21 protein-coding genes are annotated in these 24,636 nt (G+C 59.5%); 1 reads left to right on the plus strand and 20 read right to left on the minus strand.

Annotated elements, in window-relative coordinates; all coding sequences use genetic code 11:
• Positions 1–103 precede the first annotated feature (103 nt).
• The gene (locus ACDI13_RS11660) at positions 104–1,681 is read left to right on the plus strand and encodes an alpha/beta hydrolase-fold protein (RefSeq protein WP_316989300.1); all 1,578 of its coding nucleotides are present in this window, start codon (positions 104–106) and stop codon (positions 1,679–1,681) included.
• 460 nt (positions 1,682–2,141) lie between these two features.
• Here the strand turns inward: ACDI13_RS11660 and ACDI13_RS11665 are convergent, their stop codons facing one another.
• The 20 genes from ACDI13_RS11665 to ACDI13_RS11760 all read right to left on the minus strand — a co-directional run bounded on the left by ACDI13_RS11665 (position 2,142) and on the right by ACDI13_RS11760 (position 24,582).
• Entirely contained in the window at positions 2,142–3,170 is a 1,029-nt protein-coding gene (locus ACDI13_RS11665; protein WP_372372445.1) for an IS110 family transposase, read from the minus strand.
• 725 nt (positions 3,171–3,895) lie between these two features.
• On the minus strand, positions 3,896–4,678 hold the full coding sequence (locus ACDI13_RS11670; RefSeq protein ID WP_316991178.1) for a 2,3-dihydro-2,3-dihydroxybenzoate dehydrogenase: 783 nt from the start codon (positions 4,676–4,678) through the stop codon (positions 3,896–3,898).
• 13 nt (positions 4,679–4,691) lie between these two features.
• Positions 4,692–5,330 carry an isochorismatase family protein gene (locus tag ACDI13_RS11675; RefSeq protein ID WP_316991177.1) on the minus strand — a complete coding sequence of 213 codons (639 nt, stop codon included), beginning with the start codon at positions 5,328–5,330 and terminating at the stop codon, positions 4,692–4,694.
• A 14-nt stretch (positions 5,331–5,344) separates the two neighbouring features.
• Entirely contained in the window at positions 5,345–6,550 is a 1,206-nt protein-coding gene (locus ACDI13_RS11680; protein WP_316991176.1) for an isochorismate synthase, read from the minus strand.
• A gap of 68 nt (positions 6,551–6,618) precedes the next feature.
• Positions 6,619–8,016, minus strand: a complete 1,398-nt coding sequence (locus tag ACDI13_RS11685; protein WP_316991175.1) for a YncE family protein — start codon at positions 8,014–8,016, stop codon at positions 6,619–6,621.
• A 97-nt stretch (positions 8,017–8,113) separates the two neighbouring features.
• Positions 8,114–9,364 carry an enterobactin transporter EntS gene (entS, locus tag ACDI13_RS11690; protein WP_316991174.1) on the minus strand — a complete coding sequence of 417 codons (1,251 nt, stop codon included), beginning with the start codon at positions 9,362–9,364 and terminating at the stop codon, positions 8,114–8,116.
• A 3-nt stretch (positions 9,365–9,367) separates the two neighbouring features.
• Positions 9,368–13,291 carry an amino acid adenylation domain-containing protein gene (locus ACDI13_RS11695; protein WP_316991173.1) on the minus strand — a complete coding sequence of 1,308 codons (3,924 nt, stop codon included), beginning with the start codon at positions 13,289–13,291 and terminating at the stop codon, positions 9,368–9,370.
• Positions 13,292–13,312: 21 nt separating this feature from the next.
• Positions 13,313–13,558 carry a phosphopantetheine-binding protein gene (locus ACDI13_RS11700; protein ID WP_316991172.1) on the minus strand — a complete coding sequence of 82 codons (246 nt, stop codon included), beginning with the start codon at positions 13,556–13,558 and terminating at the stop codon, positions 13,313–13,315.
• The gene (locus tag ACDI13_RS11705; RefSeq protein WP_316991171.1) at positions 13,555–15,201 is read right to left on the minus strand and encodes a (2,3-dihydroxybenzoyl)adenylate synthase; all 1,647 of its coding nucleotides are present in this window, start codon (positions 15,199–15,201) and stop codon (positions 13,555–13,557) included. Before ACDI13_RS11705 ends, ACDI13_RS11700 begins: the two co-directional genes overlap by 4 nt.
• A gap of 41 nt (positions 15,202–15,242) precedes the next feature.
• A complete protein-coding gene (locus ACDI13_RS11710) occupies positions 15,243–15,929 on the minus strand; it encodes a 4'-phosphopantetheinyl transferase superfamily protein (protein ID WP_316991170.1) in 687 nt (228 codons plus the stop codon).
• Position 15,930: 1 nt separating this feature from the next.
• Positions 15,931–16,647 (minus strand): ABC transporter ATP-binding protein, encoded by a 717-nt coding sequence (locus ACDI13_RS11715; protein WP_316991169.1) that lies wholly within the window; start codon positions 16,645–16,647, stop codon positions 15,931–15,933.
• Positions 16,644–17,402 (minus strand): ABC transporter ATP-binding protein, encoded by a 759-nt coding sequence (locus ACDI13_RS11720; protein WP_316991168.1) that lies wholly within the window; start codon positions 17,400–17,402, stop codon positions 16,644–16,646. The genes ACDI13_RS11715 and ACDI13_RS11720 overlap by 4 nt, the downstream gene beginning before the upstream one ends.
• Positions 17,399–18,337, minus strand: a complete 939-nt coding sequence (locus ACDI13_RS11725; protein ID WP_316991167.1) for a branched-chain amino acid ABC transporter permease — start codon at positions 18,335–18,337, stop codon at positions 17,399–17,401. Before ACDI13_RS11725 ends, ACDI13_RS11720 begins: the two co-directional genes overlap by 4 nt.
• Positions 18,338–19,219: a branched-chain amino acid ABC transporter permease gene (locus ACDI13_RS11730; protein ID WP_021447074.1), complete on the minus strand. Its 882-nt coding sequence runs from the start codon at positions 19,217–19,219 to the stop codon at positions 18,338–18,340.
• Entirely contained in the window at positions 19,216–20,418 is a 1,203-nt protein-coding gene (locus ACDI13_RS11735; RefSeq protein ID WP_316991166.1) for an ABC transporter substrate-binding protein, read from the minus strand. The genes ACDI13_RS11730 and ACDI13_RS11735 overlap by 4 nt, the downstream gene beginning before the upstream one ends.
• A gap of 241 nt (positions 20,419–20,659) precedes the next feature.
• A complete protein-coding gene (locus tag ACDI13_RS11740; protein ID WP_316991165.1) occupies positions 20,660–21,121 on the minus strand; it encodes a MarR family transcriptional regulator in 462 nt (153 codons plus the stop codon).
• A gap of 126 nt (positions 21,122–21,247) precedes the next feature.
• Complete coding sequence (locus ACDI13_RS11745) at positions 21,248–22,060, minus strand: ABC transporter permease (RefSeq protein ID WP_372372463.1); 813 nt, start codon at positions 22,058–22,060, stop codon at positions 21,248–21,250.
• 4 nt (positions 22,061–22,064) lie between these two features.
• Entirely contained in the window at positions 22,065–22,850 is a 786-nt protein-coding gene (locus ACDI13_RS11750; protein ID WP_042488602.1) for an ABC transporter permease, read from the minus strand.
• Positions 22,847–23,611 (minus strand): ABC transporter ATP-binding protein, encoded by a 765-nt coding sequence (locus ACDI13_RS11755; protein ID WP_316991163.1) that lies wholly within the window; start codon positions 23,609–23,611, stop codon positions 22,847–22,849. Before ACDI13_RS11755 ends, ACDI13_RS11750 begins: the two co-directional genes overlap by 4 nt.
• A complete protein-coding gene (locus ACDI13_RS11760) occupies positions 23,608–24,582 on the minus strand; it encodes an ABC transporter substrate-binding protein (protein ID WP_316991162.1) in 975 nt (324 codons plus the stop codon). Before ACDI13_RS11760 ends, ACDI13_RS11755 begins: the two co-directional genes overlap by 4 nt.
• Positions 24,583–24,636 lie beyond the last annotated feature (54 nt).

Raw genomic sequence — 24,636 nt, forward strand, 5'->3', positions numbered from 1 at the left:
GGCGATATCTCGCATTAGCCAAGGGGGCGCTGATTATTTTTGATCGTATACTGCTTCTTGGTACTGGGATTGTCCTGCGGCAAACCGGCGTTTAGGAGGATGTATGTTGCGCGCACCTGTTGTTGCTGTATTGATGGTGGGAATGTTTGGGTCGGCTTGGGCGGCTACGCTGCCCTCAGCGCAGGGTGAGGTTCAGGCGCACGAACATCATGAACGCATACTGAGTTTGCAGCACAATGATCTGGTGCAAGGCAGTTGGCAGCACAGTGGTGATGTGGCGCTGGAATTGTTCGGCCCGGATGGCCAGGCGATTCGTCACTGGGCGGATGAGCCGGGACGGGATGGTTCTTTTGGTTTTATTGCCAGTACAGCAGGCGAGTATCGTTTGCGTGTGCTGGGGCAGGGTGAGTATCAGTGGCAGGTGAAATCCGTCACAGCGCCGCAAACGCCCGTTCAGGCCGAGCCTTTGCAAGGTGATGTGATCCGCCAGTGGAGCATGCGTTTGCGGGCGGGTGAGTCGTCTCGCGGTTTCTGGGACTATGTGCAACGTGTAGGTTCACCTTTGGTGGAACGCTACAGCAATACGCATGATCGCGTCACGTTTGTCTGGCGCGGTGCCCGAAACGAGGTTCGTCTGCATGGTGGGCCCTTCTCGTATAGCGATCGTATGCATCGCTTGGGTGAGTCTGATATCTGGTATATCACCTACGATTTGCCGCGTGATGCCCGCTTTGCCTATCGCATGGCACCGGATGTGCCTTATGTAGGCCAGAATCTGGCACGTGAAGTGTTGCGTGCGGCCTTGCAGCGGGACCCGCTTAATTCCAGGGCGCTGCCGGAGAACAGCAAGGATCTGTTCGATGGCGAGTCGGTCTTGCGTTTGACGCAGGCACCGGCCCAGGTGGTGAGTCTGGAGTCGCAACAGTTGGGACAGGGGCAATGGCGTACGGAACGCCTGCCCAGCGAGGCTTTGGGTGTGGAGCGGCAGGTGCAGATTTATCAGCCTGCTGGCACTCGAGCCCAGGACATTGATCACACCTTGATTTTGTTTGATGGCCGTGACTATCGGGATTTGGCGCGCGCGCCCGCCATGCTGGATTCCTTGATTGCGCAGGGGCGCGTGGAGCCTATGTGGTTAGTCCTGGTGGACAACCCGGGCATGGCGGAGCGGGCACGGGAGTTGCCGCCGAATGAGGCTTATATCCAGTTTCTGGACACGGAGCTGATGCCTTGGTTGCAGGCCCAAGGGGTGCAGTCGGCAGCGGACAAGACGGCGATTGGCGGTTCCAGCTATGGGGGTTTGGCGGCCATGCATGCGGCTTGGCGTTTGCCGCAGTGGTTTGGCAATGTTTTGAGTATGTCCGGCTCGTTTTGGTGGGCTCCCGCTGGCCAGGCGCGTGGGCAGTGGCTGACGCGGCAGATGGCGGATTCGCCTGCTGTGCCGGTGAAGATTTATATGAGCGCCGGGGTGTTTGAGTCCTCAGGCTCCAGCCGGGATGTCAGCCTGGTGCAGGCTAATCGCCATTTGGATGATGTGCTGCGGGCCCGGGGGTATGACGTGCGTTACGTGGAAAGTGCGACGGCGCATGATTTCGTGGCGTGGAGGGATGCGTTGGCGCTGGGGCTGGAGCATTTGTTTGGGGTTGAACATGAAGAGGCTCCGGCTGAGCGGAAGAGGTAGCTGCAGTTGGGCTTATAGGCGGTGAGGTACGGGCTACAGACGGGCTCAGGAGTCTGGACCGGGGGGCTGTTCGAGTCGGGGCAGGCTCCGGCTGGGCTGAGCACTTGCTGGTGCTGCGCACCGGTGCCCTGGTCAAGAGAGAGCGACGGGCGCATCCTGAACTCGCCGGGTACTTGGTCCCCCGTACATGGACGCCCCTGTTTTGCCAAGCACTCACTTCATGTTGGACAGTGGGTCGAGATTGCACCCGTACATTCGGACTTGATTGCCGCGTCAGCGGCGGTCCCTGATGGGTTTTGCTGGTTGGTGCCTCAATCGGACCAGCGCACTGCGTTGTGCCTGGGGGACATCGGGTTTAACCAACCACGGTCTGACCTATCTTGCCATCATGTCGTGCTTGCCTGAGCAATCGGGGGAAGGGTTAATAGTGGTTTTTAAAGGGGAGCTCAGTTCAGCCTGACTATGAGCCGTCAGGCGTATAGTCAGGCTGGAAGGTTCGTTGATTGGCCAGTAACGCCCAGACGATACGGGCATTTTTGTTGGCTAATGCAACCGCCGCTACGTTGGTGTGAGATCGCTGCAAGAGTCGTTGTAGCCAACCGGTGGGCTCTGCGGCTTGCCGCGCACGATAGATTACCGCTCGAGCGCCATGAATTAACAAGGTACGCAGATATTGATCTCCTCGTTTGCTGATTCCCAGGAGCACGGACTTGCCACCACTGGAGTGCTGCTTGGGCACTAAGCCTAGCCACGCGGCTAACTGTCGGCCATTGGTGAAGTTTTTGGCATCGCCGATCGTGGCAACCAAGGCACTGGCGGTGATCGGGCCAATGCCCGCAATTTTCTCAAGTCGGCAGCTCGCTTCATTGGCCTTATGCCAGGCTTTAATCTGCCGCTCCAACTCATGGACCTGTTTATCCAGTTCTTTTAAGTGATCCAGGAGCCGGAGTATGAGTAATCGAAATGAGCCTGTCAGCTCCTGATTCGCCTGCTCGAGTAGCGCAGGGACACGTGTATGCAGGTGAGAGATTCCCTGTGGGACGATCAGCCCGAACTCAGCCAGCAATCCGCGGATCTGATTGGCCTGTGCGGTCCGTGCCCGTACGAACCCTTGTCGAGCCCGGTGCAAGGCCAAGACGGACTGTTGTTCGATATTTTTGATCGGTACAAACCGCATGTTAGGCCGAGCCACTGCCTCGCAGATGGCTTCGGCATCAGCAGCATCGTTCTTGTTGGTTTTAACGTAGGGTTTAACAAACTGAGGGGCAATCAAGCGTACGGTATGTCCGAACGATTCTAATTTACGGGCCCAATGATGCGCACTGCCACATGCTTCCATGCCAATAAGGCAGACCGGTAAGGTAGCGAAGAACGTGGCCATCTGGTCGCGTTTGAGCTGTTTTCTTAATACGGTTTGGCCTTGTTCATCAACGCCGTGCAGTTGAAAAACGTGCTTTGCCAGATCGATACCCAGTGTCGTAATCTTCATGATGGACGCCTCGCTCGGTTCAAGTGGTTGGTGCTACGCCCACTTTGGCACATAGGATGCCGGTGCGGGTAGGGGTGTCCATCCCATTGGACCAAGTACAAGCGCCTGGCTCAAACAGCAGGCCCCTTGCATCCCTACGCAATCTCAGGCCCGCGGCAAGCACTCTGATCCGCCCCGCCAGAGCCTGCCCCGACCCGAACAGCATGGTGGCAGTGCGCTTGAGTGGGCCTGCTTTCAATTTTTGATGGAGGACTCGTTGGGGGCGCTGGAGTTGCTCGATCTAGTGCAGAAGATTTGACTGGGCTAGGGGATGATGCCGTAGGGTGTTGTTGGCAATGTGGGCTACTCTGATGCTGACCTGACCTGACCTGACCTGACCTGACCTGACCTGACCTGACCTGACCTGACCTGACTTGATTTGATCTGACTGAGTCTGGCTCCACTTGGCCACACTCCTCGTAATTCGGTTTGCTGGTGTTTTTCCTTGGCTTGGCATTCTGTGATCAGTTCTTATCGGCGTGATCACTCATGTGGATGTGGGCATGCTGTTATCTGGAGTTTTTCGTTTGGCGATTTAAAAGCCAGACGTGCCATCACGTTGGTGACTTCGGATTCAGTGTCTCAATTCATGCTTTTTTGACAGGGAAAAAGTGTCAATGTCGCTCAGGACGGGTCAAGAGTAATAAAAAAGGGCGGAATCTCCGCCCTTTGTTGCGTCTGGCTGTTTAGCCTTGGTCCAGTGTGGCACCACCGTCTACGCGCAGGTCGGACAGGGTGATGTGGCTGGCGCGATCCGAGAGCAGGAACAGGACGGATTCGGCGATTTCTTCGGGGGTGGCGATTTTCTGCAGGGGGATGCCCAGGCGGTAGTTTTCGCCGGAACCTGCGATGACGGTTTCGCGTGAGCTGCCTTGTGCCCACATGGCTTGTTGCATGGGGGTGTCGGTGGAGCCGGGGGAGATGATGTTCACCCGGATGCCGTGTGGGGCCAGTTCCAGGCCCAGGCAGCGGCTCAGTTGGGTGACGGCAGCTTTGGAGGCGGCATAGGCGCCCATGGCGATGCGTGGGGTAGCCGCAGAGTTGGAGCTGACGTTGACGATGGCACCTTGTTTGCGCTCGATCATGCCTTTGGCTACGTTGCGACAGACGTTAAAGACGCCCGTGGTGTTGATGGCGAAAGTGCGGTCCCATTGCTCGTTGCTCAGCTCCGTGATACGGCCCATTTGCAGGACGCCCGCAACACAGGCCAGGCGTTGGATAGGCCCCATTTTTTCCTGGCCTTGTGCCAGTGCCTCATCGACGGCCTCTGCCTGGCTGATGTCGACCAGGTGGCAGGAGACGCGGTCGCCGTAGCTGGACTGGCTCAGTTGGGTCAGGCCTTCTGCGTCCAGGTCCAGGGCGATGACGCGTGCGCCACGCTCCAGCAGCAGTTTGCTGACTGCTGCGCCTATGCCACGGGCTGCGCCCGTGACGGCGATGCATTCACCCGCAAATTCGTGTGTGCTCATGTGTACTCTCCGTTTAGCTTTGCAGGCTGTCCCGAATCTCGGCGCAGGTCAGACTGACACCACAGCGTTGCGAGACGTGGCGGATGGCCATGTGGTGTTCTTCCAGCGAGAAGTCGGCAACGCCGTCAATGGCCAGGAAGGGCTGTACGTCTTGCATGAAGGCTTCCAGGGCAGTGGTCATGCAGCCGATGTGGGCGTAAACGCCGGTGATGATCAACTGGTCGCGGCCCAGATTGCGCAGTTGCTCACGCAGATCGGAGCGCTGGAAGGCGCTGTAGCGCCATTTGGTCAGCATGATGTCCTGCTCGGCCGGTGTCAGCTCGGGCACGACGGCTTGCTGGGTGTGAAATTCGGTGGCGGTCAGGCCTGGGCCCCAGAAGTCGTTCAGCAGAGCACGGTCTTTCTCGGGCTGCTCGGTGGGCTGGGCGGTGTAGAACACGGGAATTCCCAGCTTGTGGCAAACGTCGCGCAGCGCGGCGATACGTTCGATCAGCATGGGGATAGGGGCTTGGCTCATATCGTATTTCTGCAGAAAGTAGGTCTGCATGTCATGAATGAGCAGCGCAGCACGATTGGCCTGAGGCCGCCAATTGACGCGGTTGGCTACGGGGGTTTGAGGCAGCTCGTAGCTGGGCAAGGCGTGAATGGTCATGAATCGTGTCTCCGTTAAAGGGTGATGTCTTGTGCCAGACCCAGTGAGTTGATCAGGGTCATGAGTTTATTGCCGGTCTCCTGACGCTCCAGAGCAGGGACAGAGCCGTCCACAATGCCAGCGCCAGCCGATAAGGTCAGACCTTGCTGGGTGTAGTGGCCGCAACGGATGGCCACAGCCCATTCGCCGTTGCCTTCGTGGTCGTTCCAGCCGATGGCGCCCGCAAAGTAGCCGCGATCAAAGACTTCGGTGGCTTCGATGGCTTGCATGGCGGGTTGGGTGGGCAAACCGCACACGGCTGGTGTGGGGTGCATGGCCAGTGCCAGTTCCAAAGAGGTAACGGATGGGTCACGCAAACGGCCGCTGATACGCGTGGACAGGTGCCACAGGTTAGCGGTGCTGGTCAGGCTGGGGCCATCCGGCACGTCCAGGGAGTCGCAGAACTGGGACAGGATACGCACCACGTCTTCAATGACGTAGGCATGTTCACGCAGGTCTTTGCCCGATGCCATCAGGGTTTCGGCGCTGGCTTGGTCGCGTTGCGGATCGGCAAAGCGTGGGGCCGTGCCTGCCAACGGGTTGACAGTCACCAGGTCGCCTTGGCGGCGTACCAACAGTTCGGGGCTGGCTCCAAAAAACAGATCCGGATCGTGGGCCTGGCCACCCGGCAAAGGCAGGGCGTAGGTGTAGCCGGCAGGATTGCTGTGGAGCATATTGCTCAACACTGTCTGGCGGTCCAGGGCTTCGTTCAGCGTGATGGTGACAGTACGGGCCATCACGGTTTTGGAGATGTTTTGTTCGCGCATCGTTGCCAGGATGCGGCGGACGCTGTCTTCATAGCCCTCACCATTGGGCAGCAGGCTTTGGCTGGCAATGCTGTTGCCGGATTTGGCCAGCGGTGGGCGCTGGACCGGGCGTAGCAAGACCGGATCGCGTCGGTACTCCTTGGGCACGCGCAAATAGGCTTCGCGGGCCGGGTTAAAGGGAATGGCACCCAGTAGCAGAGGGGTGTCCAGACCTTGTTGCTTGGCTTGCGACAGCAAGGTTCGGGCATCGTCCAGCAGTTGCCCCTGGGCATTATGGGTATGCCGCTCCAGTGCCGTGCCGTGTGCCATCAAACTGACGGTGGGAGAGGCAAATACGCTGCTGTCGGCCCGGTAATGCTGTAACCATTCTTCAATGGCGGCAGGGCGGACTTGGTCGTCGATACGGCTGTTCATAGGAGTCCTTTTTAAGGGCAGGGGTTTTGCCGTTGCGCCCTTTTTTTTGAAAGGGGCGCGTCGGGCGATTACTTCAGGTGAAGACGCGTGATGCGGTCAGCGGTCTGGTCATCCTTGCCTTTGGATTTGTTGACCAGGTAGGCATTGCCTTCGCCATCCAGGGAGACGTGGTTGGGGAAGCTGCCACCGTCCAGGTTGGCAACGATCTCGCCCTTGCCGTTCACGGCGGTCACGGTGCCTGCACCGCGCGAGGCCACGTAAGCCAGGGATGTCTTGGGATCGAAGACCACGTTCAGGGCACCGGCACCGATCTTGATGTCGTGCTGAACGGCACCGTCTTTGGCGTTAATGATCAGCAGGTTGTCGCTACCCTGGGAGGCTACGTAGATTTGTCCGTTTTTGCTATCCACTGCCACACCGGCCGCTCCACGTGCGCCTGGCAGGGCGTAGACGGTCTGGGCATTGCTGTTTTTCAGATCAACAATGATCAGCTCGTTGGTGCTGGCGCTGACGGTGTACAGACGACCATTCTCGTCATCCAGGGCCAGGCTCATGGGGCTGAGCTGGCCGCGAGTTTGGGATTTCAGCTCGATGGGGTCCAGTGCCGTCAACTTCTTCGTGTCAAAAACAGAAATCAGCTTGGAGCCGGGTGAAGAGACATAGGCACGCTGGGCTTTTGGATCCACGATAACGTCACGGGCATGGCTGGCGGCACCATCCTCAAACTGTTTCACCAGTTTCAGGTCTTTCTGACTGTAGACCGCGACCGTATTGCTGCGGGTGTTGGTGACCCAAACGTTGCCGTGTGCATCGTCCACATCCACGCCATAAACGGCTTGAACCTGGCCATCATCGCGGCTTTGTTGAGCGGCTGGAGTCACGCTGGCTTCAATGGCCAGGGTCTTGGGGTTCACTTTGACCAATTGCGATTGCTTGACGGGTGGGCGGCCCACGGCGGAAGTCACAAACAGCACGTTGTTCTTGGGGCTGTAGGCGCTTTGGTACAAACCGGGCACCAGGTGCTGGGATTGCCGTTCAAATTTGTCCTGACCGCTCAGCTCAACTTTAGGGGAAACCTTCAGGTTGAAGATGTCTGTCGTCGAGGGTTTGCTGACTTGCATGACCACAGGGTGTACACCCACAGCGGCATCAGCGGGGATGGCGATCTTGGTGCTCAGGTTGCCTTCTTTGTCGGCAACCAGGGCTTGAGGGGTCAGGGCGTGACCGTTTTGCAGCAGAATCACTTCCTGGCCAGGCGTGAAACCACGGCCAGCCAGTTGAGCCTCGGTGCCGGCATAAACCACGCCAGCGGCATTCAGGGAGCCGCGGAAGTTGGCGTCAGGCTGGTCAAAAGCGGGGGCGGCAAAAGCGTTGGCCAGGGACAGCGACAGGACGGCTGCGCTCAGGCCGGCCTTGCGCAGCAGTGCAGCAGGGGTACGACGAATGCAATTGACATTGATTAGCATCTTTTAATCCTAAATAAAGGTTCGGTCGACAAGACGGTCCATGTAGGAGGTCTTTCTACAGGCGTGTAGCAGGTTTGGGTAGAACAGAATTGAGATGTCAGGCATTGGGTGGGCTATCCTGTTTGCTGGCCGAGCGCAGGCCTTGGTTGAGCACGCCGAAACCACAGGCGACAGCAGCACAGGCCAAACCGCCGACGGCCACGGCGACCGCTGGGCCCAGCAAACGGGACAGATAACCCATTTGCATATTGCCCAGGGCCTGGCCCAGGGAATATTGCGTCATCCACAGGCTGGAGACACGGCCCAACAGGTAATCGGGGGTGTGGTGCTGAACCAGCGCCATACGCATGATTTTGGAGATGGTATCGGCAGCGCCCATGATGGCCAGGCAGATCAACGCCCACCACAGCGTGGTTTGCAGGGACAGGGCCGCAACCGCCAGGCCCCAGATCAGCACGGCAAGCACAATGGCGGCACCGGGGCGGGACACTTGGCGGCACCAGCCGCTGGACAGGGCGGCCAGCGTGGCACCGACGGCCGGAGCGGCGTAGAGATAGCCGGTGGCGGTGGCACCCATTTTCAGAATGGTGTCGCCCCACTCGGGCATCAGGGCCAAAGGCGTGGCCAGAATCAGGGCAGCCAGATCAATCAGCAACAAGGCGCGCAGCAAGGGGTGGCTGGCTACAAAGCCCAGGCCATCGCGCAGGGATTGGAAGGCGTTTTTCTGGGGCTGCTTGCCCGCTTGCGGAGGCAAGGGTGGCAGAGCACGCAAGAGCAAAGGGGTGACGATGACACCGCACAGCACGATCACGTAGCAGAAAATCAGGCCAGGACCGGAGATCAACACGCCAGCCAGTGCGGGGCCGATAATGCCGCCCAGTTGCATGGCCAGACCGGACAGGGCGGCCGCCGCGGCCAGCTTGTCACGGCCGACCAGGGCCGGGGTGGCCGACATCATAGCCGGTACACTGATCCCGCCCGCCGCACCACCAATGGCAGCGGCCACATAGATCAACCAGACCTGCGGGTTGGGCAGCAGCGTATTGAGCAGGAACAGCACCACGCTGATGATATAGACACTGCGTGACCAGACCATCAGGCTGCGCCTGTCCATGCGGTCCGACAGGACACCGCCGGCAATCAGTGCCAGCACCATAGGGGTGGCCATGGACACGTTCAGAAAGGCAACGGCCACACTGGATTTGGTCAGCTCATAAAGCTGCACGCTGGCAGCCACCATCAACATGCCGGTGACCAGCACCGTGGCGGCCCGAGCAAAGTAGGCAAAGCGAAATGCCCGACTTTCGATCAGTGGCGAGATATCCAGAAAGAAACGTCTTACAGACATGGCTTATACATCGAGTTCAGGTTGGGCTTGTGCCTGTTCGGCAAAAGCCATGGCCGAGTCCATCAGCGGGGCCATGATGGCCACCGCTTCAGTACCGGTCAAATGCGCGTGCAAGGAGGCAATGTCGTGCACATCCAGTTGCCCTGTATAGGGCTTCCACAAATCGGGATGCAATTGTGTACCGGCGTGATCCAGCGCCGCACGGAAGTACAGCATGGGGCCGTCATAGGCGTGATGCTCATACAGACGCACCAGACGGTTATTGTTCTCCACCACCTGGAATACGCTGTCCAGACGTGTGTCGGGCAACTCGGCCAGTGGGTGACCACTGCGCTTGAGGAAATCCACCACACCCTGACGGGTCAGGGAAACGTCGGGCAAGCTGTCCGGATCATGGCCCGCAATATGCAGCAGGGCCTTGTAGATGGCGTTGGGCTCGGGAGCCGGTTCGTTACGCCAGGCGTCGCTGGGGTAGGCGTCCAGCAAGGACAACATGCCTACCCGTTGACCGCGATGACGCAGCTCTACGGCCATGGCCTGAGCAATAATGCCGCCTACGGACCAGCCTGCCAGATGATAGGGGCCGTGCGGCTGCACCTGCTCGATACGATCCACATACACCTTGGCCATAGCGTCCAGGCTGCCATCCAGACCCAGCGAGGCGTCAGACAACACGCTGGCTTGCAAACCATAGACAGCACGGCCAGGCGGCAGGTGACGCGCCAGCGCGCCATAGCACCAGGACAAGCCACCGGCCGGGTGAATCACGAACAGCGCAGGCTGATCGCTCAGCCCCGGACGCAAGGTGATGATGGGACCAAAACCATCGGCTGTCTTACCGCCAGCCTGATCCAGGTGTTTGGCCAGACGGGCAATAGTGGGGTATTCAAAAATAGTGCCAATCGACACGGCCTGACCGCGTGTTTCACGCAGTATCAAAGCCAGTTTGGCGGCCAGCAGTGAATGTCCGCCCAGGGCGAAGAAGTCGTCGTCAGCGTAAAACGCGTCGCTGCTTTCCAGCACGGTGGAGAAAGCGGCGGCGATTTGGTGTTGAGTGGCCCCTTCCAGCGGCAAGCCAGCCGAACGTGCCTGCAAGGCAGGGACGGGCAGGGCCTTGCGATCCAGCTTGCCGTTGGCCGTCACCGGCAAGGCATCCAGGCTGATCCAGGCGCTGGGCACCATGTAGGACGGCAAGTGCTCGCCAATATACGCGGCCAGTGTGTTGTCCGTGCACTGGCTGTCTGCTTGCGGTACCCAGTAAGCCACAATCGCCATTTGACCGGGCACATCCTCACGGGCAATAACAGCGACGTGAGCCACATCGGGGTGGCGCGCCAGCAAGGCTTCAATCTCCCCCAGCTCGATACGCTGGCCACGCAGCTTGATCTGGTGATCGGAGCGGCCCAGGAAAATAACCGCGCCATCGTCACGCCAGCGGGCCACATCGCCCGTGGCGTACATGCGGTCGCCATGCAGGGCATAAGGATCGGGCACAAAGCGTTCTTCAGTCAGGTCTGGGCGGCCCCAGTAGCCTTGCGCCAGCTGACGGCCAGCCAGGTACAGATGACCGGCCACACCGGGCGGTACGGGTTGCAACTGCTCGTCCAGAATGTACAGGGCGGTGTTCCATACGGGGAAACCGATAGGCACAGGCTGGGATTTGTCGTCGCGCGAAGCAGGCCAGTAGGACACGTCCACGGCGGCTTCGGTAGGGCCGTACAGATTGTGTAGCTCGGCGTTCAGCAGGGAGTGGAAGCGGTCGCGGGTAGCGGCCGACAGTTCTTCACCACTGCAAAACACCAGACGCGGAGCCAGTCCACGAGCGGCAGGCTCATCCAGGAAGGCGCTGAGCATGGAGGGTACAAAGTGCAGCACGGTGATGCTTTGTTCGCGCATCAGGCGGGCAATATGCGCCGGGTCGCGGTGGGCTTGTGGCGGGGCTACGACCAGGGTTGCCCCTGACAGGAAGGGCAGGAAGAACTCCCACACCGACACGTCAAAGGTGGCCGGGGTTTTTTGCAAGATGCGATCACCGGCACCCATGCCGTAATGGGTTTGCATCCACACCAAACGGTTGACGATGGCGTCGTGGTTGATCAGCACGCCTTTGGGGGTGCCGGTAGAGCCGGAGGTGTAGATCAGGTAAGAGGGATCGTGCGGGCCTGCGGCGGTCCAGGCTTTTGCACTGCAAGCTTGTTCAGGCTGAGGAACCAGCAGGGTGGCGTTCAGCGTGCAATCGGGCTGGCCGACCAGCAGGCGCGGTTGAGCGGCCTGCAAGATGGTGTTCAGGCGATCGGCAGGCTGGTCCAGATCCAGCGGCAAGTAGGCAGCACCAGCACGGTGAATGGCCAGCAAGGACAGCACCAGCTCCAGCGAACGAGGCAGGGCGACGGCGACGATGTCCCCGGTCTGCACACCGGCCAGGCGCAATTGCGCGGCCAGATTGGCGGTTTGTTCGTTGATCTGGGCGTAGCTGAGCTTCTTGCCTTCAAACTCCAGGCCACTTTGTTCCGGGTGAGCCTGTAACTGGGCGTGGATCAGTGCCCACAGCGTTGTTTCAGGAACCGGGTGAGCGGTCTGGTTGACGGTCTCAATCCAGTGGTGGTGTTCGGCATCCGTCAAGGTCGGCACGGCAGACAGGGTTTCAGCCTGCAAAGCACGCAGCAGGAACTGCTCCAGACGGATCAGATGGGTTTGAATCTGCTCTTCGGTGTACAGACGCGGGTTGGCTTCCACTTCCAAGCGCAGGCCACCGGCATCGGGCTGAGCGCGGAAGGTGAAGTTCAAGTCTTCCACGGGGCCAGCGCACAGTACGGTCTGGCTGGCGGTCAGGCCCGCTTGTTCGTAGGGCGCATCGAAAGGCAGCACGTTGATGATGGGCCCGTGCAGACGACGCATGCCGCCCAGCAAACCCAGATCCCGGCGCAGTTGCTCACTGCGGTAGCGACCATGACGACGCGCCTGACGCAGAGCCTTGGAAACCTGAATCAGGTACTGATTCAAAGGCTGGGATTCGTCGATATGCAAGCGCAGCGGAGCCACATTCATCACGGTGGAGACGATACGGGCGCTGATATGGCCCAGACGGCCCATCCAGGGCACGCCTACCGTGCATTCGTCCTGGCGGGTGTGACGGCGCACATAGGCGGCGGTCAGGCCCGTCAGAATATCAGGCCAACTGATATCACTGCTTTGTGCCAATGCTTGCAGGCTGGCTGTCAGTTCGGGCTTGACGGCGCTGCGTGCCAGCAGGAAATGATGGTCGCTCAAAGCCTGGGATTCGCTCAGGCTTTGGGCGGGTTCTGCATCGCTTAAGGTGTCCAGCCAGAACTGTCTGTCTTTGCTGCGGCGCTCGCTATCCCGATAGCGTTGATCGTCATCCTGCAAAAGGGAGAACGATTCCAACTCATGTCCATGATCTTCACAGCCACTGAGCAGGGCCTTGTAGAGCTTGACCACTCGCGTTTCGATCAGCGCCATGCCATAGCCGTCAGCGGCCAGGTGATGGATACGCTGATACCAGAGATGGTGCTTGGGCCCCAGCACAAACAGGATGTGCCGTGCCAGTGGCGCAACGGTCGGGTCCAGCGGTGTGCGCAGGTCGGCCATCAATTGGGTCTGTGCTTGTTCGGCCCCGTCTGCATGCGCGGACAGGTCCACAATTTCCAGTTGAATTGGCTCTTGCGGGCGCAGGTACTGGGCCGGGCCGTCGGGCGTGTCCACCATGCGCAAGGTCAAGGCATCGGCCTCGGTCAGCGTCAGATTGATGGCTTGTGCAAACAGCGCAGTGTCCAGCGCCGAGTGGATATGGGTGCAATGCCCGGTATTGAAAATCGGGTTAAGCGGGTCCAAACGCTGGGCGTACCACAGACCTTCTTGTGCTTCGGTCAGGGGGCGCAATGGCCGTTCGGAAGGGGAGCTAAACATAAGCGTGTTGCAGTAAGAAAATCAGCGGCCGTTTTGTTGGGCACGCTCGATCAGCGACCACCATTGGCCCAAGGTAACGACCGAGGCCATTTCGGAAAACTCGATAGGAGCGCCGGCTTCGCGCCAGCGAGTGGCCAGGGTCATGACGCGCATGGAATCCAGGCCCAGATCGATCAGGTTGTCGTCGTCCAGGATGTCCTGCGGGTCTTCATGCAGCATGGCGGCAATGTCTTGCCGCATGCGTTCCAGGGAAAGGGGAGTACTCATGACGATTCTTGCGTTGTGTTTTCTAATTGCTCGCGCAGTTGGGCGCGCAGTTCCTTGCGGCTGATCTTCAAGGCCGCGGTTTCCATGAAACGGTCTACAAACACGATTTGATCCGGTACCTTGAAGTCGGCCAGACCACGGCTGCGTATCCATTTCTTCAGTTCAATCGCGCGAGGCTTGTCATCCTTGGGGATGATGAAGGCGCAACTGCGCTCGCCCAGGAACTCGTCAGGCACCGACACCACGGCAGCATCAAAGACCTGCGGGTGGGCCAGCAGATGATCTTCAATTTCCTCGGCGGAGATTTTTTCGCCAGCGCGGTTGATGTGGTCAGTGGCACGGCCCTGAACCATCAGGTAGCCTTCGGGCGTCATGCGTACCACATCGCCGGTGCGGTAAAAGCCGTCCTCGGTAAAGGAGCGGGCATTGGCTGACGGGTTGTTGTGATAGGCGCGGATTGTGTAGGGGCCACGTGTCAGCAGATAGCCGGTTTCGCCAGGGGCCACCGGATTGCCGTTGTCGTCCACGATCAGGATTTCATCGTCCGGGCTGATAGGGCGGCCCTGGGTGTTGATGATGGTGTCCTCGGGGTCGTCCAGGCGGGTGTAGTTCACCAGGCCTTCGGCCATGCCGAACACTTGCTGCAAGGTGACGCCCAGAGTGGGTCGCACGCGCTTGGCCGCTTCGGCGTTCAGTTTGGCACCGCCCACCTGGATCACTTTCAGCGACTCCAGATTGACATTGGTTTTGGTGGCTGCATCCATCCACAGCATCAGCAGCGGGGGAACCAGACTAGTGTCGGTTACGCCTTCGCGCTCGATCAGCTCAAAGCAAACGTCCGGGCTGGGGGCAGGGCTTAGCACCACTTTGGCACCGGCGTACAGCGCACCCAGAAAACCAGGTGAACTCATGGGGAAGTTGTGGGCAATAGGCAAAGCGCCCAGAAACACGCTGTTCTCGTCCAGACCGGCAATCTTGGCGCTCTCGCGCAAGGTGTAGATGTAGTCGTCGTGCGTGCGGGGAATCAGCTTGGACAGGCCTGTGCTGCCACCTGAAATTTGCAGAAAAGCCACGTCGGAAGGCTGGGCTGCTGATACGGGCACGTCTGCGTCGGCGGAGCTGCTTTGCAACTGGGCGAGCGAGGTGAATTCCTGTGCATCGCCCACAATGTAGACCTGCTCCACATGCGGGCAGCGTTCACGCAGCTCGCGTACCAAAGGCAGATAGTCAAAACCGGCATGCGTATCTACACCGATATAGGCGCGTGCCTGGGCGGTATTGGCAAAATGTTCGACTTCGGTAATGCGATGCGCTGGCAGGGCATACACGGGCAGGAGACCAGCACGGAACAGACCGAAGATTACGCTGACAAATTCAGGGATGTTGGGCAGATGCACCAGAACCCGGTCACCCTTGCGCAAACCGGCTTGCAGCAGTCCCGCTGCGATTTGGCTGGCGTACTGGTCCAGTGCGCCATAGGTCCAGCGTTGGACGCTGCCAACAATCGCTTCCCGTTCCGGGTGGTTTTGCGCGCGTGTGCGTAGCATGGCACCAAACGTTTCGCCTTGCCAGTATCCGGCATTGCGATATCGCTGGGCAAAGGCGTCAGGCCATATTTGTTCAACAGGAATAGATGTCATCATGGTAATGAGAACTATTACATAAATAAGTAAGCTTGTCAGATTTACTCGTGCTCAGTCAGCTTAGCGTCAGGCAGTTGAATACTGTCCAGAAAACTGACTGTCCAGGGAGCAAAGGAAGTGTTCAGACAGACCGCGGCGGCATAGTTTGCCGCTGGTCGGTGACTGCGTACCACCAAATCTTGCAAGATGGAGTGAGGGGATTGTACGGTGCATCCGTGATCTGGGTGACCGTCCAAGGATAATTCTTGAGGCTGAATATGAAAACCCGTGCCTGCCTGTTTCAGGGCGGCCTCTTTACCACACCAAAGCGCGTAGAAGTCCAGATCGCTCTTTAGCCAGGAACGCTCGGACGGCACACTGCAATGTTCGACCAGCCCCGGTTTGACGGGCCGGTGTATGGCTTCTATATCCACACCTATGGTTCGGTCGGCTATGCCAAGCAGCACGCGTTCGCCGCTATGCGACAGGCTAAAGTGCAGGTCGGTGTCGTCCAGATCCAGCACAGGCTTGCCATGTTTCAGGTGGGTGATGGGAACGGCGCGAGGTGTACAAGCCAGCAAGGGCGCCAAAAAATGGCGCAGTGCACCGTGGGCCAGCAGGCTTAAATGTTGATCCGACTGGCGCTTGCGGCGGGCGATCACCGCCAGGGTGCTGTCCGGAATCTGGTTCCGTAACCAGGATTCCATACCCACAGGCAGGGGAAGCGACAAGCTGTACACAGCCAGCATGTCAAAGCCCCAAATGGCGTTGCAACAGGACTGCGTCCTGGCGCAACTGTTCGGCTGGGCCGTCGTAAACCAACTGGCCACTACCCAGTAACAAGGCGCGATCCGCCAATTGCAGGGCCAGGCTTAAATTCTGTTCGGCAATCAGCACGGTAATGCCTTGCTTGTTCAGCGTTTGCAACTGTGGCAGCAAGGTGTCCTGAATGGTCATGGGGGCCAGGCCTTCGCTGGGCTCGTCCAGAACAATAATGGAGGACTGCGTCAGTAGCGCACGGGCCAGCGCCAGCATTTGTCGTTCGCCTCCACTTAAGGCAGAGCAGGAGGACTGACGGCGTTCGTACAGGCGCGGCATGGCTTCATAAATGCTGTTCAGTGTCCAGCGATCATCCGAGCGTGGACGACGGGCCAGCCCGGCCAGACGCAGGCTCTCCTGTACGGTCAGTGTAGGGAAGCGGCCCCGGCCTTGAGGCACCAGGGCCATGCCTAGAAGGGCGATTTTGTGGGTGGGCAAACCTGCAATGTTTTGACCGTGTACATGGATTTGCCCACTCCACTGTGGGCCCATATTGAACAGGCAGTGCAGCAGGCTGGTTTTTCCGGCACCGTTGCGGCCCAGCAGGGCCACGCTTTGGCCGCCGGGAATAGCCAGTGAAATCTCTTGCAGAATGTCGGCCCGATCGTAGCGTGCATGCAGGCCCGAGATGTTCAATGCCGTGCTCATGCTGTCTCCAAAGCCAGTTCACCCAGGTAGGCCTGACGCGCACCGGCGTGCTGGCGCACAGCGTCCGGGGTGTCGCAGGTCAGCAAGGAGCCGGACGACAGCACGGCGATCCGGTCACATTCCTGGAAAACAATATCGATGTCGTGGCTGATCAGCAGCACGGCGCATTGGCCGCGCATGGCATGGACCAGCGCCATGACTTCACGGGATTCGGATTCGGACAGGCCAGCCGTTGGCTCGTCCAGCAAGAGGACTCGGGGTTGCTGCGCCAAGGCAATCAGCAAATCCAGAATGCGTTGCTCGCCATAGGACAGGGAACGGGCCAGCAAATGGCCACGGCCGGCCAGGGCGCTGTGTTCCAGCAATGCTTCGGCCGCCTGTTGACTGGCGCTGCGGGCAGATTGGCGGCCCCACCAGTGATAGCCGCATTCTTTTTTGATACGCACGGCCAGAGCCAGATTTTGCAGCAGGCTCAGTTCGGGGAAAATGCGGCTGGTCTGAAAGCTGCGCACCATCCCTTGCCTGGCGCGCTCAATGGGCCCCAGACTGCGCAGGTCCTTGCCTTCCAGCAAAACCTGGCCGTTGGATGGCGTGGTCAGACCACTGATGATATTGAACAGCGTGGTTTTACCTGCGCCATTGGGGCCAATCAGCCCCAGGGTTTCGCCCGCATGCAGTTCCAGGCTGACGTCCGTCAGGATATCCAGACCGCCTACATGCAAGGCCAGTTCGCGCGTGCTTAATAAAACGCTCATGCAGACCTCTTGCGTCGTTCTGCCAGACCATCAGGCATGAACAGAACCGTCAGCACAAAGATCAAACCGACCAGTAACTGCCAACGATCCGTGTAGGAGCTGAGGTAGGTCTGGGCAAACAGATAAAACGTAGCGCCGATGAACGCCCCGCGCCAGGTGCGTATGCCACCGATCACCCCCATGATGATGAGCGTGGCCGAGAAGCTCCAATGCACTTGCTGCGGGCTGACGTACTGGTTTGCAAAGGGATACAGGCCGCCAGCCGCACCCGCTACTGCACCTGCAATCATGAAGGTGTAGAGGCGAATGCGCCATGCCTGATAACCCAAGGCGGCCATGCGCAAGGGCTGGTCGCGCAGGCCGGTCAAGGCCAGCCCGATTGGGGCGCGGCTGAAAGAACGCAGCAGCAACCAGCAGATGACCGCCAGCGCCAGAGCCAGAATCATCAGGGTGTAGGGGGCGCTTAAGGGTAAGTCCCCCAGGCTCAGACGCGGAAAGCCACGCAGGCCATCGGCACCGCCGGTAACATCCCGCCAGCGAAATGCCACTTCCCAGATCAACTGACCGGCAACCAGCGTGGCTACCATGAAAAACAGCTCGGAACTGCGCAGGCTGATCAGCGCCATCAAAACGGACAGCAGGGTGCCTGCCACAATGCCCACCAGCAGCATCAGCGGCAGGGAAGCGCCCCAATACTGGCTGCTGACAGCGGTGGCATAGGCGGCAAAGCCAAAGACCGCACCGTGGCCCAGGGACACCAGACCGCCGTAACCAATCAAGAGGTTGATGCTAAGGACGGCGCAGCCGATCAGCAGGGCTTCGGTGCCAAAGCGCCACAGAAACGGGTCGCCCCAGAAATAGCTGCTCAGCAAGGCCAAACAGGCCAGAGCGGGCCAAAGTCCTGTGCGCAGCAGGCAGGTGTTGAGCTTGTTCATTTAAACCTGACGCGTAGCGGATTTGCTCAAGCCATTGGGCCAGCAAAGCAGAAGGCCCAGCATGACGGCCAGGGTAGCGGCATTGGCAAAGGCCGGGACCCAGACGCGGGCAAAGGTGGTGACGAAACCCAGAATCAGTGCGCACAGCAAGGTGCCGCGTACCGAGTTCAAGCCGCCAATGACCACCACCAGCAAGGCCAGCAAGAGGATTTCTTCATCCAGGCCGGGGTAGACCGACAGCATGCCTGCGCCCAAGGCTCCACCCAAACCGGCCAGGCCCGCGGCCAGCGCCATGCCGATGGCAAACAGGCGACGCGAGTTCAAGCCCAGGGTTTCGACAATCTGGGCGTCCTGCACGCAAGCGCGAATGGCCGCACCCCACAGGGTGCGATCCAGCAGAAACCAGAACAACAAAGCCAGCGTCAGGCCGGTGACGATCAGGAACAGACGATAGGTGGGGAAGGGCAGGCCCATGATCCACACCCCGCCACGCAGCACTTGCGGCAGCATGGGCGAGAGCGTGTCGGCGCTGAAGCCCCAGCGCATCAAATCCGCCAGAATGACGGACAGGCCGTAGGTCAGCAGCACCTGCATCAAGTGGGTGCGCTGGTAGAACTGGCGAAAGGGGAAGCGGTCCAGCAACAGGCCCATCAGCCCGCACAGTGCAAAAGCGGCGGGAAAGGCCAGCCACCAGGGTGCGCCGGATGCCAGCCACTGGACGCTGATATAGCCGCCCAGCAGGAAAAAAGAGCCGTGTGTCAGGTTGATGAAGTTCATCAGGCTGAGCACTAAAGACAGCCCCAGCCCCGCCAACATCAGCAGGGCTGAGAAGGACAGGGCATTGAGGATCTGAAGCAGGAAGTAAGACAAGGTGGAGCTCAAGAACGCGGGCCGGGGTCCTGGATACGTTGGTAAGTGTGGACCACGGTGTTAAAGGGGCGACCTTGCACGTCTTTTTCTACCTGGTTGACGTAAATGTCCAGAATGGACTGGTTGTTGCGCGGGTCAAAAGCCATGGGGCCAAAGGCGGTGTTGATGGGCTTGTCCAGCAGGGCTTGCTTGAAGGCGGCCTTGTTGGACAGATCCCCCTTGACCGCATCCAGACCGGCCTTGATGACCTGGCCGGTTACATAACCGGAGGTGCTGGCCTCGCCGGGCAAGCGGCCACGACTGGCCTGGTACGCGGCCACAAAGTCCTGTGCGGCGGGAGCGCCGGGCGACTGGTGGAAGGTACTGACCCCGCCCAAGGCCGCCTCGCCTACAGCGGTAATCACGTCTTCTTGGTCGAACAGGGCGCCGGGACCCACGATCTGGATCTTGCCGTGCAGTTGGTAATCCTGCATTTGCTGGTGGAAACGCACAGCGTCGGCACCGGCCAGGAAGGTGTAGACAAACTTGGGGTTGCTGGCGGCCAGATTCATCAGGATGGGCGCAAAGTCGGGTGTACCCAAGGGCGTCCAGATGCGCTCCCCCAGCGTGCCGCCTTGTTCCTGATAAGTATTGGCGAAGTCTTCAATGTATTCGCGGCCAGCGGTGTAGTCTGAACCCAGCGTGATACCACCGGATTTTTCGATGTGCTCGAAGGTCCACAAAGCGCCAGTGTGGCCCAGCATCCAACTGGTTTTGGTGGGGCGGAACACGTAGGGGCTGGCGGCTTCACGGGCCAGACCATTGGCAGCGGCGTTGGAAATGAAGGTAGGCAGTTGCGCATCGTGGACGATGTCACGAATGGCCAGCGCGATATTGGCGCTGATGACGCCGCCCAAAATGTCGATCTTGTCGCGCTCGATCAGCTTGCGTACTTTACGGATGGCTTCGTCCGGCTTGCCGTGGTCGTCCTCGACCAGCAACTGCACCTTGCGCCCACCCATTTCGTCATTGCATTGTTGCAGCATCAACTCCAGACCGGCGCGCATGCTTTCGCCCAAGGAGGCGAAGGGGCCGGACAAGGATGTCAGCAAGGCGATTTTCAGGGGGCCGTCTTGAGCGCGAAGCAGGCGCGGTACGCCAAATAGCAAAGGGCTGGCCGCGGCAGCTAGCAAGAGCTGGCGACGTCCAGCACGGGTAGGGGAGAGAGTCACGAGAGCTTGTTTCCGTAAGAGAGCCAAGTTCGCCTGGGAAGACATTTCAGGCAGGAGGCTGCGCTACTAAATGTTAATCATTATCATTTTATGGCCTTTCCTGATGTAAATAAAGGCTCATTGCCTTTGGGTGTCCATTTCAAGCATGGACGCTCAGGGGCAAGAGGCTCCGGTTTTGGGCTGGTCGGCGTATGAAAGCGGCCACGTGGACGCTTTGCAGAAAAGGCGCAGGGTGTGACGCTTAGCGCCCATCCCCATTGATATTGGCGCGAATACGGTTCAAAAATTGCCGTAGCTGGGCCAGTTCCTCAGCCGAAAAACCCTGAATGGCGCGGTGATGAATATCCAGTGCGGCGGGCAGGACGCGCAGAAAGTGTTGCCGACCTTGTTCATGCAAATGAATCAGCACACGGCGCTGGTCCAGAGGATCGGGCTGGCGGGACAGGTGGCCCGCGTTTTCCATCACCACCAGGGCGCGCGACAAGGTAGTTTGATCCACGTCGGTATAGTGCGCCAAGGTGCTGACGCCCAGACCATCGGATTCGTTCAGAAAAGCCAGCACGCGCCAATGCAGCAGGGTCAGATCATGGCTGCGCAGCAAGGTTTGAAAGTCAGCATTTAAGGCCGAAGTACTGCGGTTGAGCAGATAGGGGATAAACGTATCGTGCCCGGTATAGGCGTCAGTCAGAGTACGGCTGGCCATAGTGAAGCGGCTTCCTTGAGGCAGAAAAAAGCAGGCTACTCGTCCAGAGTGATGGAGGTAGCCTGCGAAAGCCCGGTCATCGCTGCAAGCAGACCGGGCAGGTGGTGGTTTTACGGTGAGTGGAACTTAGTTTGCATGATCCACTTTGCGTTGCAAAGTGGCAATTGTCAGGTTCAGTGCGAAGCCCAGTACACAGATCCAGACCAAAGGTACAAACATGTCCAGCGTGCGGTAGCTGCGTGCGGCGGCGGTCAGCATATGGCCCAGACCATCGGTGGAGGCAATCATCTCGGCCAGAAAGACCACTACGCAGGCAATCACGCCGGCCACCCGGACACCGGCCAGCACGGTCGGGCTGATGGCAGGCAGAATGATTTTCCATAGGCAGGCACTGCGGGAGGTTCCTGCGGCACGCGCTGACCAGATCAGCTTGCGGTCCACGGTTTGCGCCGCTACCCAACTGGCCATCAGCACAGGGAAAATGGCGTCTGAAACTACCAGCGCAATTTTCGATGCGCTTTCAAACCCCATGATCAGGATCAGTGCCGGGTAAAGGGCGATCTTGGGGATAGGGGCCAGCAGGCGGATCAGGGCATCCAGCAGAAACGAGCTCCAGCGTGTCAGTTGTGCCATCAGCGCCAGGGCGACACCGGCCACACAGGCAATCAGCAAGCCGCTTAGCAGGCGGTAGACGGTGATGCCCAGGTTCTGCCAGAAGTCGGCCTGGCCAGCCAGTTCCAGCACACGCATCAAAATGGACGAGGGCGCAGGCAGCAACTGCGGGCTGACCCAGCCCGAGCGTGTGCACAGCTCCCAGACAATCAGCATCAAGGCTGGACTGATGCACAAAGACAGTCCCGACAAGTCCCGGCGTTTGGCCGGGCGGGTTGGAGTAGAACGCATGGCGTGTCCCGGTGAGGCTAAGGTTTTGGTGGTCATCGCGTCATCCTTTGTCCATCAGGCTCTGGGTAGAGTCATGCCAATGTGTGCAGCGTTTGCGGACAAACTCGAACAGCGCATCACAGGCAATGCCCAGCACGGCCAGCAGCATGATGACGGCATAGACCGTGGAGTACTGCGCCATATCCATAGAGGTGAACAGCAGATTGCCTATGCCTTCCTGACGCGCAATCATCTCGGAGGACACCATCACGATCAGGGCCATGACCACTCCGACGCGGCAGCCAATCATGACTTCCGGCAAGGAGGCGGGCAGCACAATCTTGCCCAGACGGGCCAGTGGACCCATGCCCATGGACTGGGCCACCCAGATCAGCTTGGGTTCGATGCGGGTTGCGCCGTGATAGCTGTGATAGAGCAAAGGCAGGGACACGCCCAGTGCAATGACCAGGATCTTGGAGAAATCCCCCAGACCGAACCACAGCATCAAGATCGGCATCAAGGCCGCTTTGGGCATGGGGTAGGCCAGGGCCACCAAAGGATAGAAGGCGGTATAGACCAGACGGCTGCGGCCCATGGCCAGACCCAGGGGCACGGCTACGACCAGCGCCAGGGCATAGCCCGCAAACATGCGGCCTACCGACTGCAGGATGGCCGACCAGGCCATCGGGTCGCTGATCAGGGCGGGCAACTCCTGCAGGGCTGCCCAGGGGCTGGGAAAGGAATCCAGCCCCACCCAACGGGCCAGCCCTGCCCAGGCCAGCAGCACCAGAATGGCCGCCATGACCAAAGAGGCCCAGCGATGTTCATACCAGTGCTGTGGCGTCATGGGTGGGCCTCCGCCATCAAGGAGTGCTCCAGACGAATAATGGTTTCCTGATAGACCGGGTTGCGCAGCAGCTCGCTACGGACGCGGGGGCGGGGCAGGTCAATCTCTACCACCTCCTTGATACGGCCAGGCGAGCCGGTCATGACAATTACGGTGTCGGACAGGAAGACGGCCTCGTCCACGCCGTGCGTCACAAAGACCACGGTGTTGCGCAACTGCTCCCACAAGCTGAGCAGTTCTGTTTGCAGCGTGACGCGTGTGTGGGCATCCAGCGCCCCGAAGGGCTCGTCCATCAGCAGGATGTCCGGCTCATAGGCCAGAGTGCGGGCAATGGCTGCGCGCTGACGCATGCCGCCGGACAGTTCACGCGGATAGAAGGAGGCGTAAGGCCCCAGTTTGACCTTGTCCAGCCATTGGCTGGCGCGCTGTTCGGCCTGGTCCTTGGGCATGCCTTGTTCGCGCATGCCGTAGGCCACGTTTCCCAGCACGGTTTTCCAGGGAAACAGGGCGTACTCCTGAAACACCGGGCCCCGGTCTGGACCTGGGCCGGTAATGGGCTTGCCCTTGACGCGGATCTGGCCGCTGGAGCAGGACTCAAAGCCCCCTAACATATAGAGCAGGGTGCTTTTACCGCAGCCGCTGGGTCCCAGAATAGACACAAAGCGCCCTGCCGGAATGCTCAGGGCGATGTCTTGCAGGGCCGTATGGCTGCGGCCTTGCCGGGTGTTAAAGGTTTTACCGACACCATCCAGTTCAATCATGGTGTGTCCTCGCGTAAATCAGCCCGGTAAAAGTCCTGCACGTTCAAGGCTTTTTTCAGGAAACCAGCCTCGTGGTAGCGGTCATAGGTGCCTTGGATGGATTCCAGATTGGGCTGCATGTCGGGCACACGCGCAAAGTCCTTGTCGGTGAACAGGTACTGGGCCAGCAAGTCCTTGGGGGCACGGGTGATTTGTGCGGTCACTTCCACGGCCAGTGCCGGATCCTTGCTGAGCATGCTCATGGCCGTTTTCAAGTCCTGCACGTAAGCGCGCACCACTTCGGGGTTGGCGTCGCTATAGGATTTGCTGCAGGCCTCGAAAATCTGCACGGATGGGCTGGCTACTTCGGACAGGGAGAACAGTTTGCGCAAACCGCCTTTCTTTTCGTTCAGCAGGGCAAAGGGTTGGGCCATGGGACCGGCATCAATGCGGCCACTGCGAATGGCGTCGGCTGCAGGGGGAAAGCCGGTTTCGACGATTTTCACGTCCTTGTCCGGGTCAATACCGTTCTGACGCAGCCACAGCAGCATGTCGAAGTACACCCCGGCTCCATAAGCATTGGTGCCAATGACCTTGCCTTTCAGGTCCGCCGCAGTCTTGATCGGGCTGTCTTCTTTCACGGCCCAATAGACGGAGAAGTGATCATCGTCCGAGTGCACATGCTGGGCCACGATATAGGCTTCCAGACCGCTTTCGATCGCGCCATTGGCCAGCGACATGGGGGCCATGGTGGAGCATTCCAGAACGCCAGCCCGCATGGCTTGCACCATGGGCGAGGTACCCTGGAACTGGGTCCACTGGATTTGATATTTCTTGCCCAATTGAGGGAACAGCTCGGGGCGCTTGGCCATCAGATACTTGGCTTCTTCACCCGGAATGGTCCAGCCTACCCGCAGGGTGGGGACTTCTTGAGCCTGACTCAGACCATGACAGCTCATCAGGGCAAACAGCAACGCAGCGGTTTTTTTCATCGCCGGGCCGCCCCAAGATGAAAAGCGCCCTCTTGGAGGGCAGCAAGCCGAAGG

The sequence above is a fragment of the Alcaligenes faecalis genome (assembly GCF_041521385.1).
Taxonomy (GTDB): domain Bacteria; phylum Pseudomonadota; class Gammaproteobacteria; order Burkholderiales; family Burkholderiaceae_B; genus Alcaligenes; species Alcaligenes faecalis_E.

Bases quoted from the DNA above. Each gene is read 5' to 3' on its own strand.
- ACDI13_RS11705 (WP_316991171.1), bottom strand. From the start codon at position 15,201: ATGATGACATCTATTCCTGTTGAACAAATATGGCCTGACGCCTTTGCC.
- ACDI13_RS11750 (WP_042488602.1), bottom strand. From the start codon at position 22,850: ATGACGCCACAGCACTGGTATGAACATCGCTGGGCCTCTTTGGTCATG.
- ACDI13_RS11700 (WP_316991172.1), bottom strand. From the start codon at position 13,558: ATGAGTACTCCCCTTTCCCTGGAACGCATGCGGCAAGACATTGCCGCC.
- ACDI13_RS11665 (WP_372372445.1), bottom strand. From the start codon at position 3,170: ATGAAGATTACGACACTGGGTATCGATCTGGCAAAGCACGTTTTTCAA.
- ACDI13_RS11715 (WP_316991169.1), bottom strand. From the start codon at position 16,647: ATGAGCACGGCATTGAACATCTCGGGCCTGCATGCACGCTACGATCGG.
- entS (WP_316991174.1), bottom strand. From the start codon at position 9,364: ATGTCTGTAAGACGTTTCTTTCTGGATATCTCGCCACTGATCGAAAGT.
- ACDI13_RS11760 (WP_316991162.1), bottom strand. From the start codon at position 24,582: ATGAAAAAAACCGCTGCGTTGCTGTTTGCCCTGATGAGCTGTCATGGT.
- ACDI13_RS11745 (WP_372372463.1), bottom strand. From the start codon at position 22,060: ATGACCACCAAAACCTTAGCCTCACCGGGACACGCCATGCGTTCTACT.
- ACDI13_RS11685 (WP_316991175.1), bottom strand. From the start codon at position 8,016: ATGCTAATCAATGTCAATTGCATTCGTCGTACCCCTGCTGCACTGCTG.
- ACDI13_RS11755 (WP_316991163.1), bottom strand. From the start codon at position 23,611: ATGATTGAACTGGATGGTGTCGGTAAAACCTTTAACACCCGGCAAGGC.
- ACDI13_RS11710 (WP_316991170.1), bottom strand. From the start codon at position 15,929: ATGCTGGCTGTGTACAGCTTGTCGCTTCCCCTGCCTGTGGGTATGGAA.
- ACDI13_RS11695 (WP_316991173.1), bottom strand. From the start codon at position 13,291: ATGTTTAGCTCCCCTTCCGAACGGCCATTGCGCCCCCTGACCGAAGCA.
- ACDI13_RS11720 (WP_316991168.1), bottom strand. From the start codon at position 17,402: ATGAGCGTTTTATTAAGCACGCGCGAACTGGCCTTGCATGTAGGCGGT.
- ACDI13_RS11680 (WP_316991176.1), bottom strand. From the start codon at position 6,550: ATGAACAGCCGTATCGACGACCAAGTCCGCCCTGCCGCCATTGAAGAA.
- ACDI13_RS11725 (WP_316991167.1), bottom strand. From the start codon at position 18,337: ATGAACAAGCTCAACACCTGCCTGCTGCGCACAGGACTTTGGCCCGCT.
- ACDI13_RS11740 (WP_316991165.1), bottom strand. From the start codon at position 21,121: ATGGCCAGCCGTACTCTGACTGACGCCTATACCGGGCACGATACGTTT.
- ACDI13_RS11670 (WP_316991178.1), bottom strand. From the start codon at position 4,678: ATGAGCACACACGAATTTGCGGGTGAATGCATCGCCGTCACGGGCGCA.
- ACDI13_RS11675 (WP_316991177.1), bottom strand. From the start codon at position 5,330: ATGACCATTCACGCCTTGCCCAGCTACGAGCTGCCTCAAACCCCCGTA.
- ACDI13_RS11660 (WP_316989300.1), top strand. From the start codon at position 104: ATGTTGCGCGCACCTGTTGTTGCTGTATTGATGGTGGGAATGTTTGGG.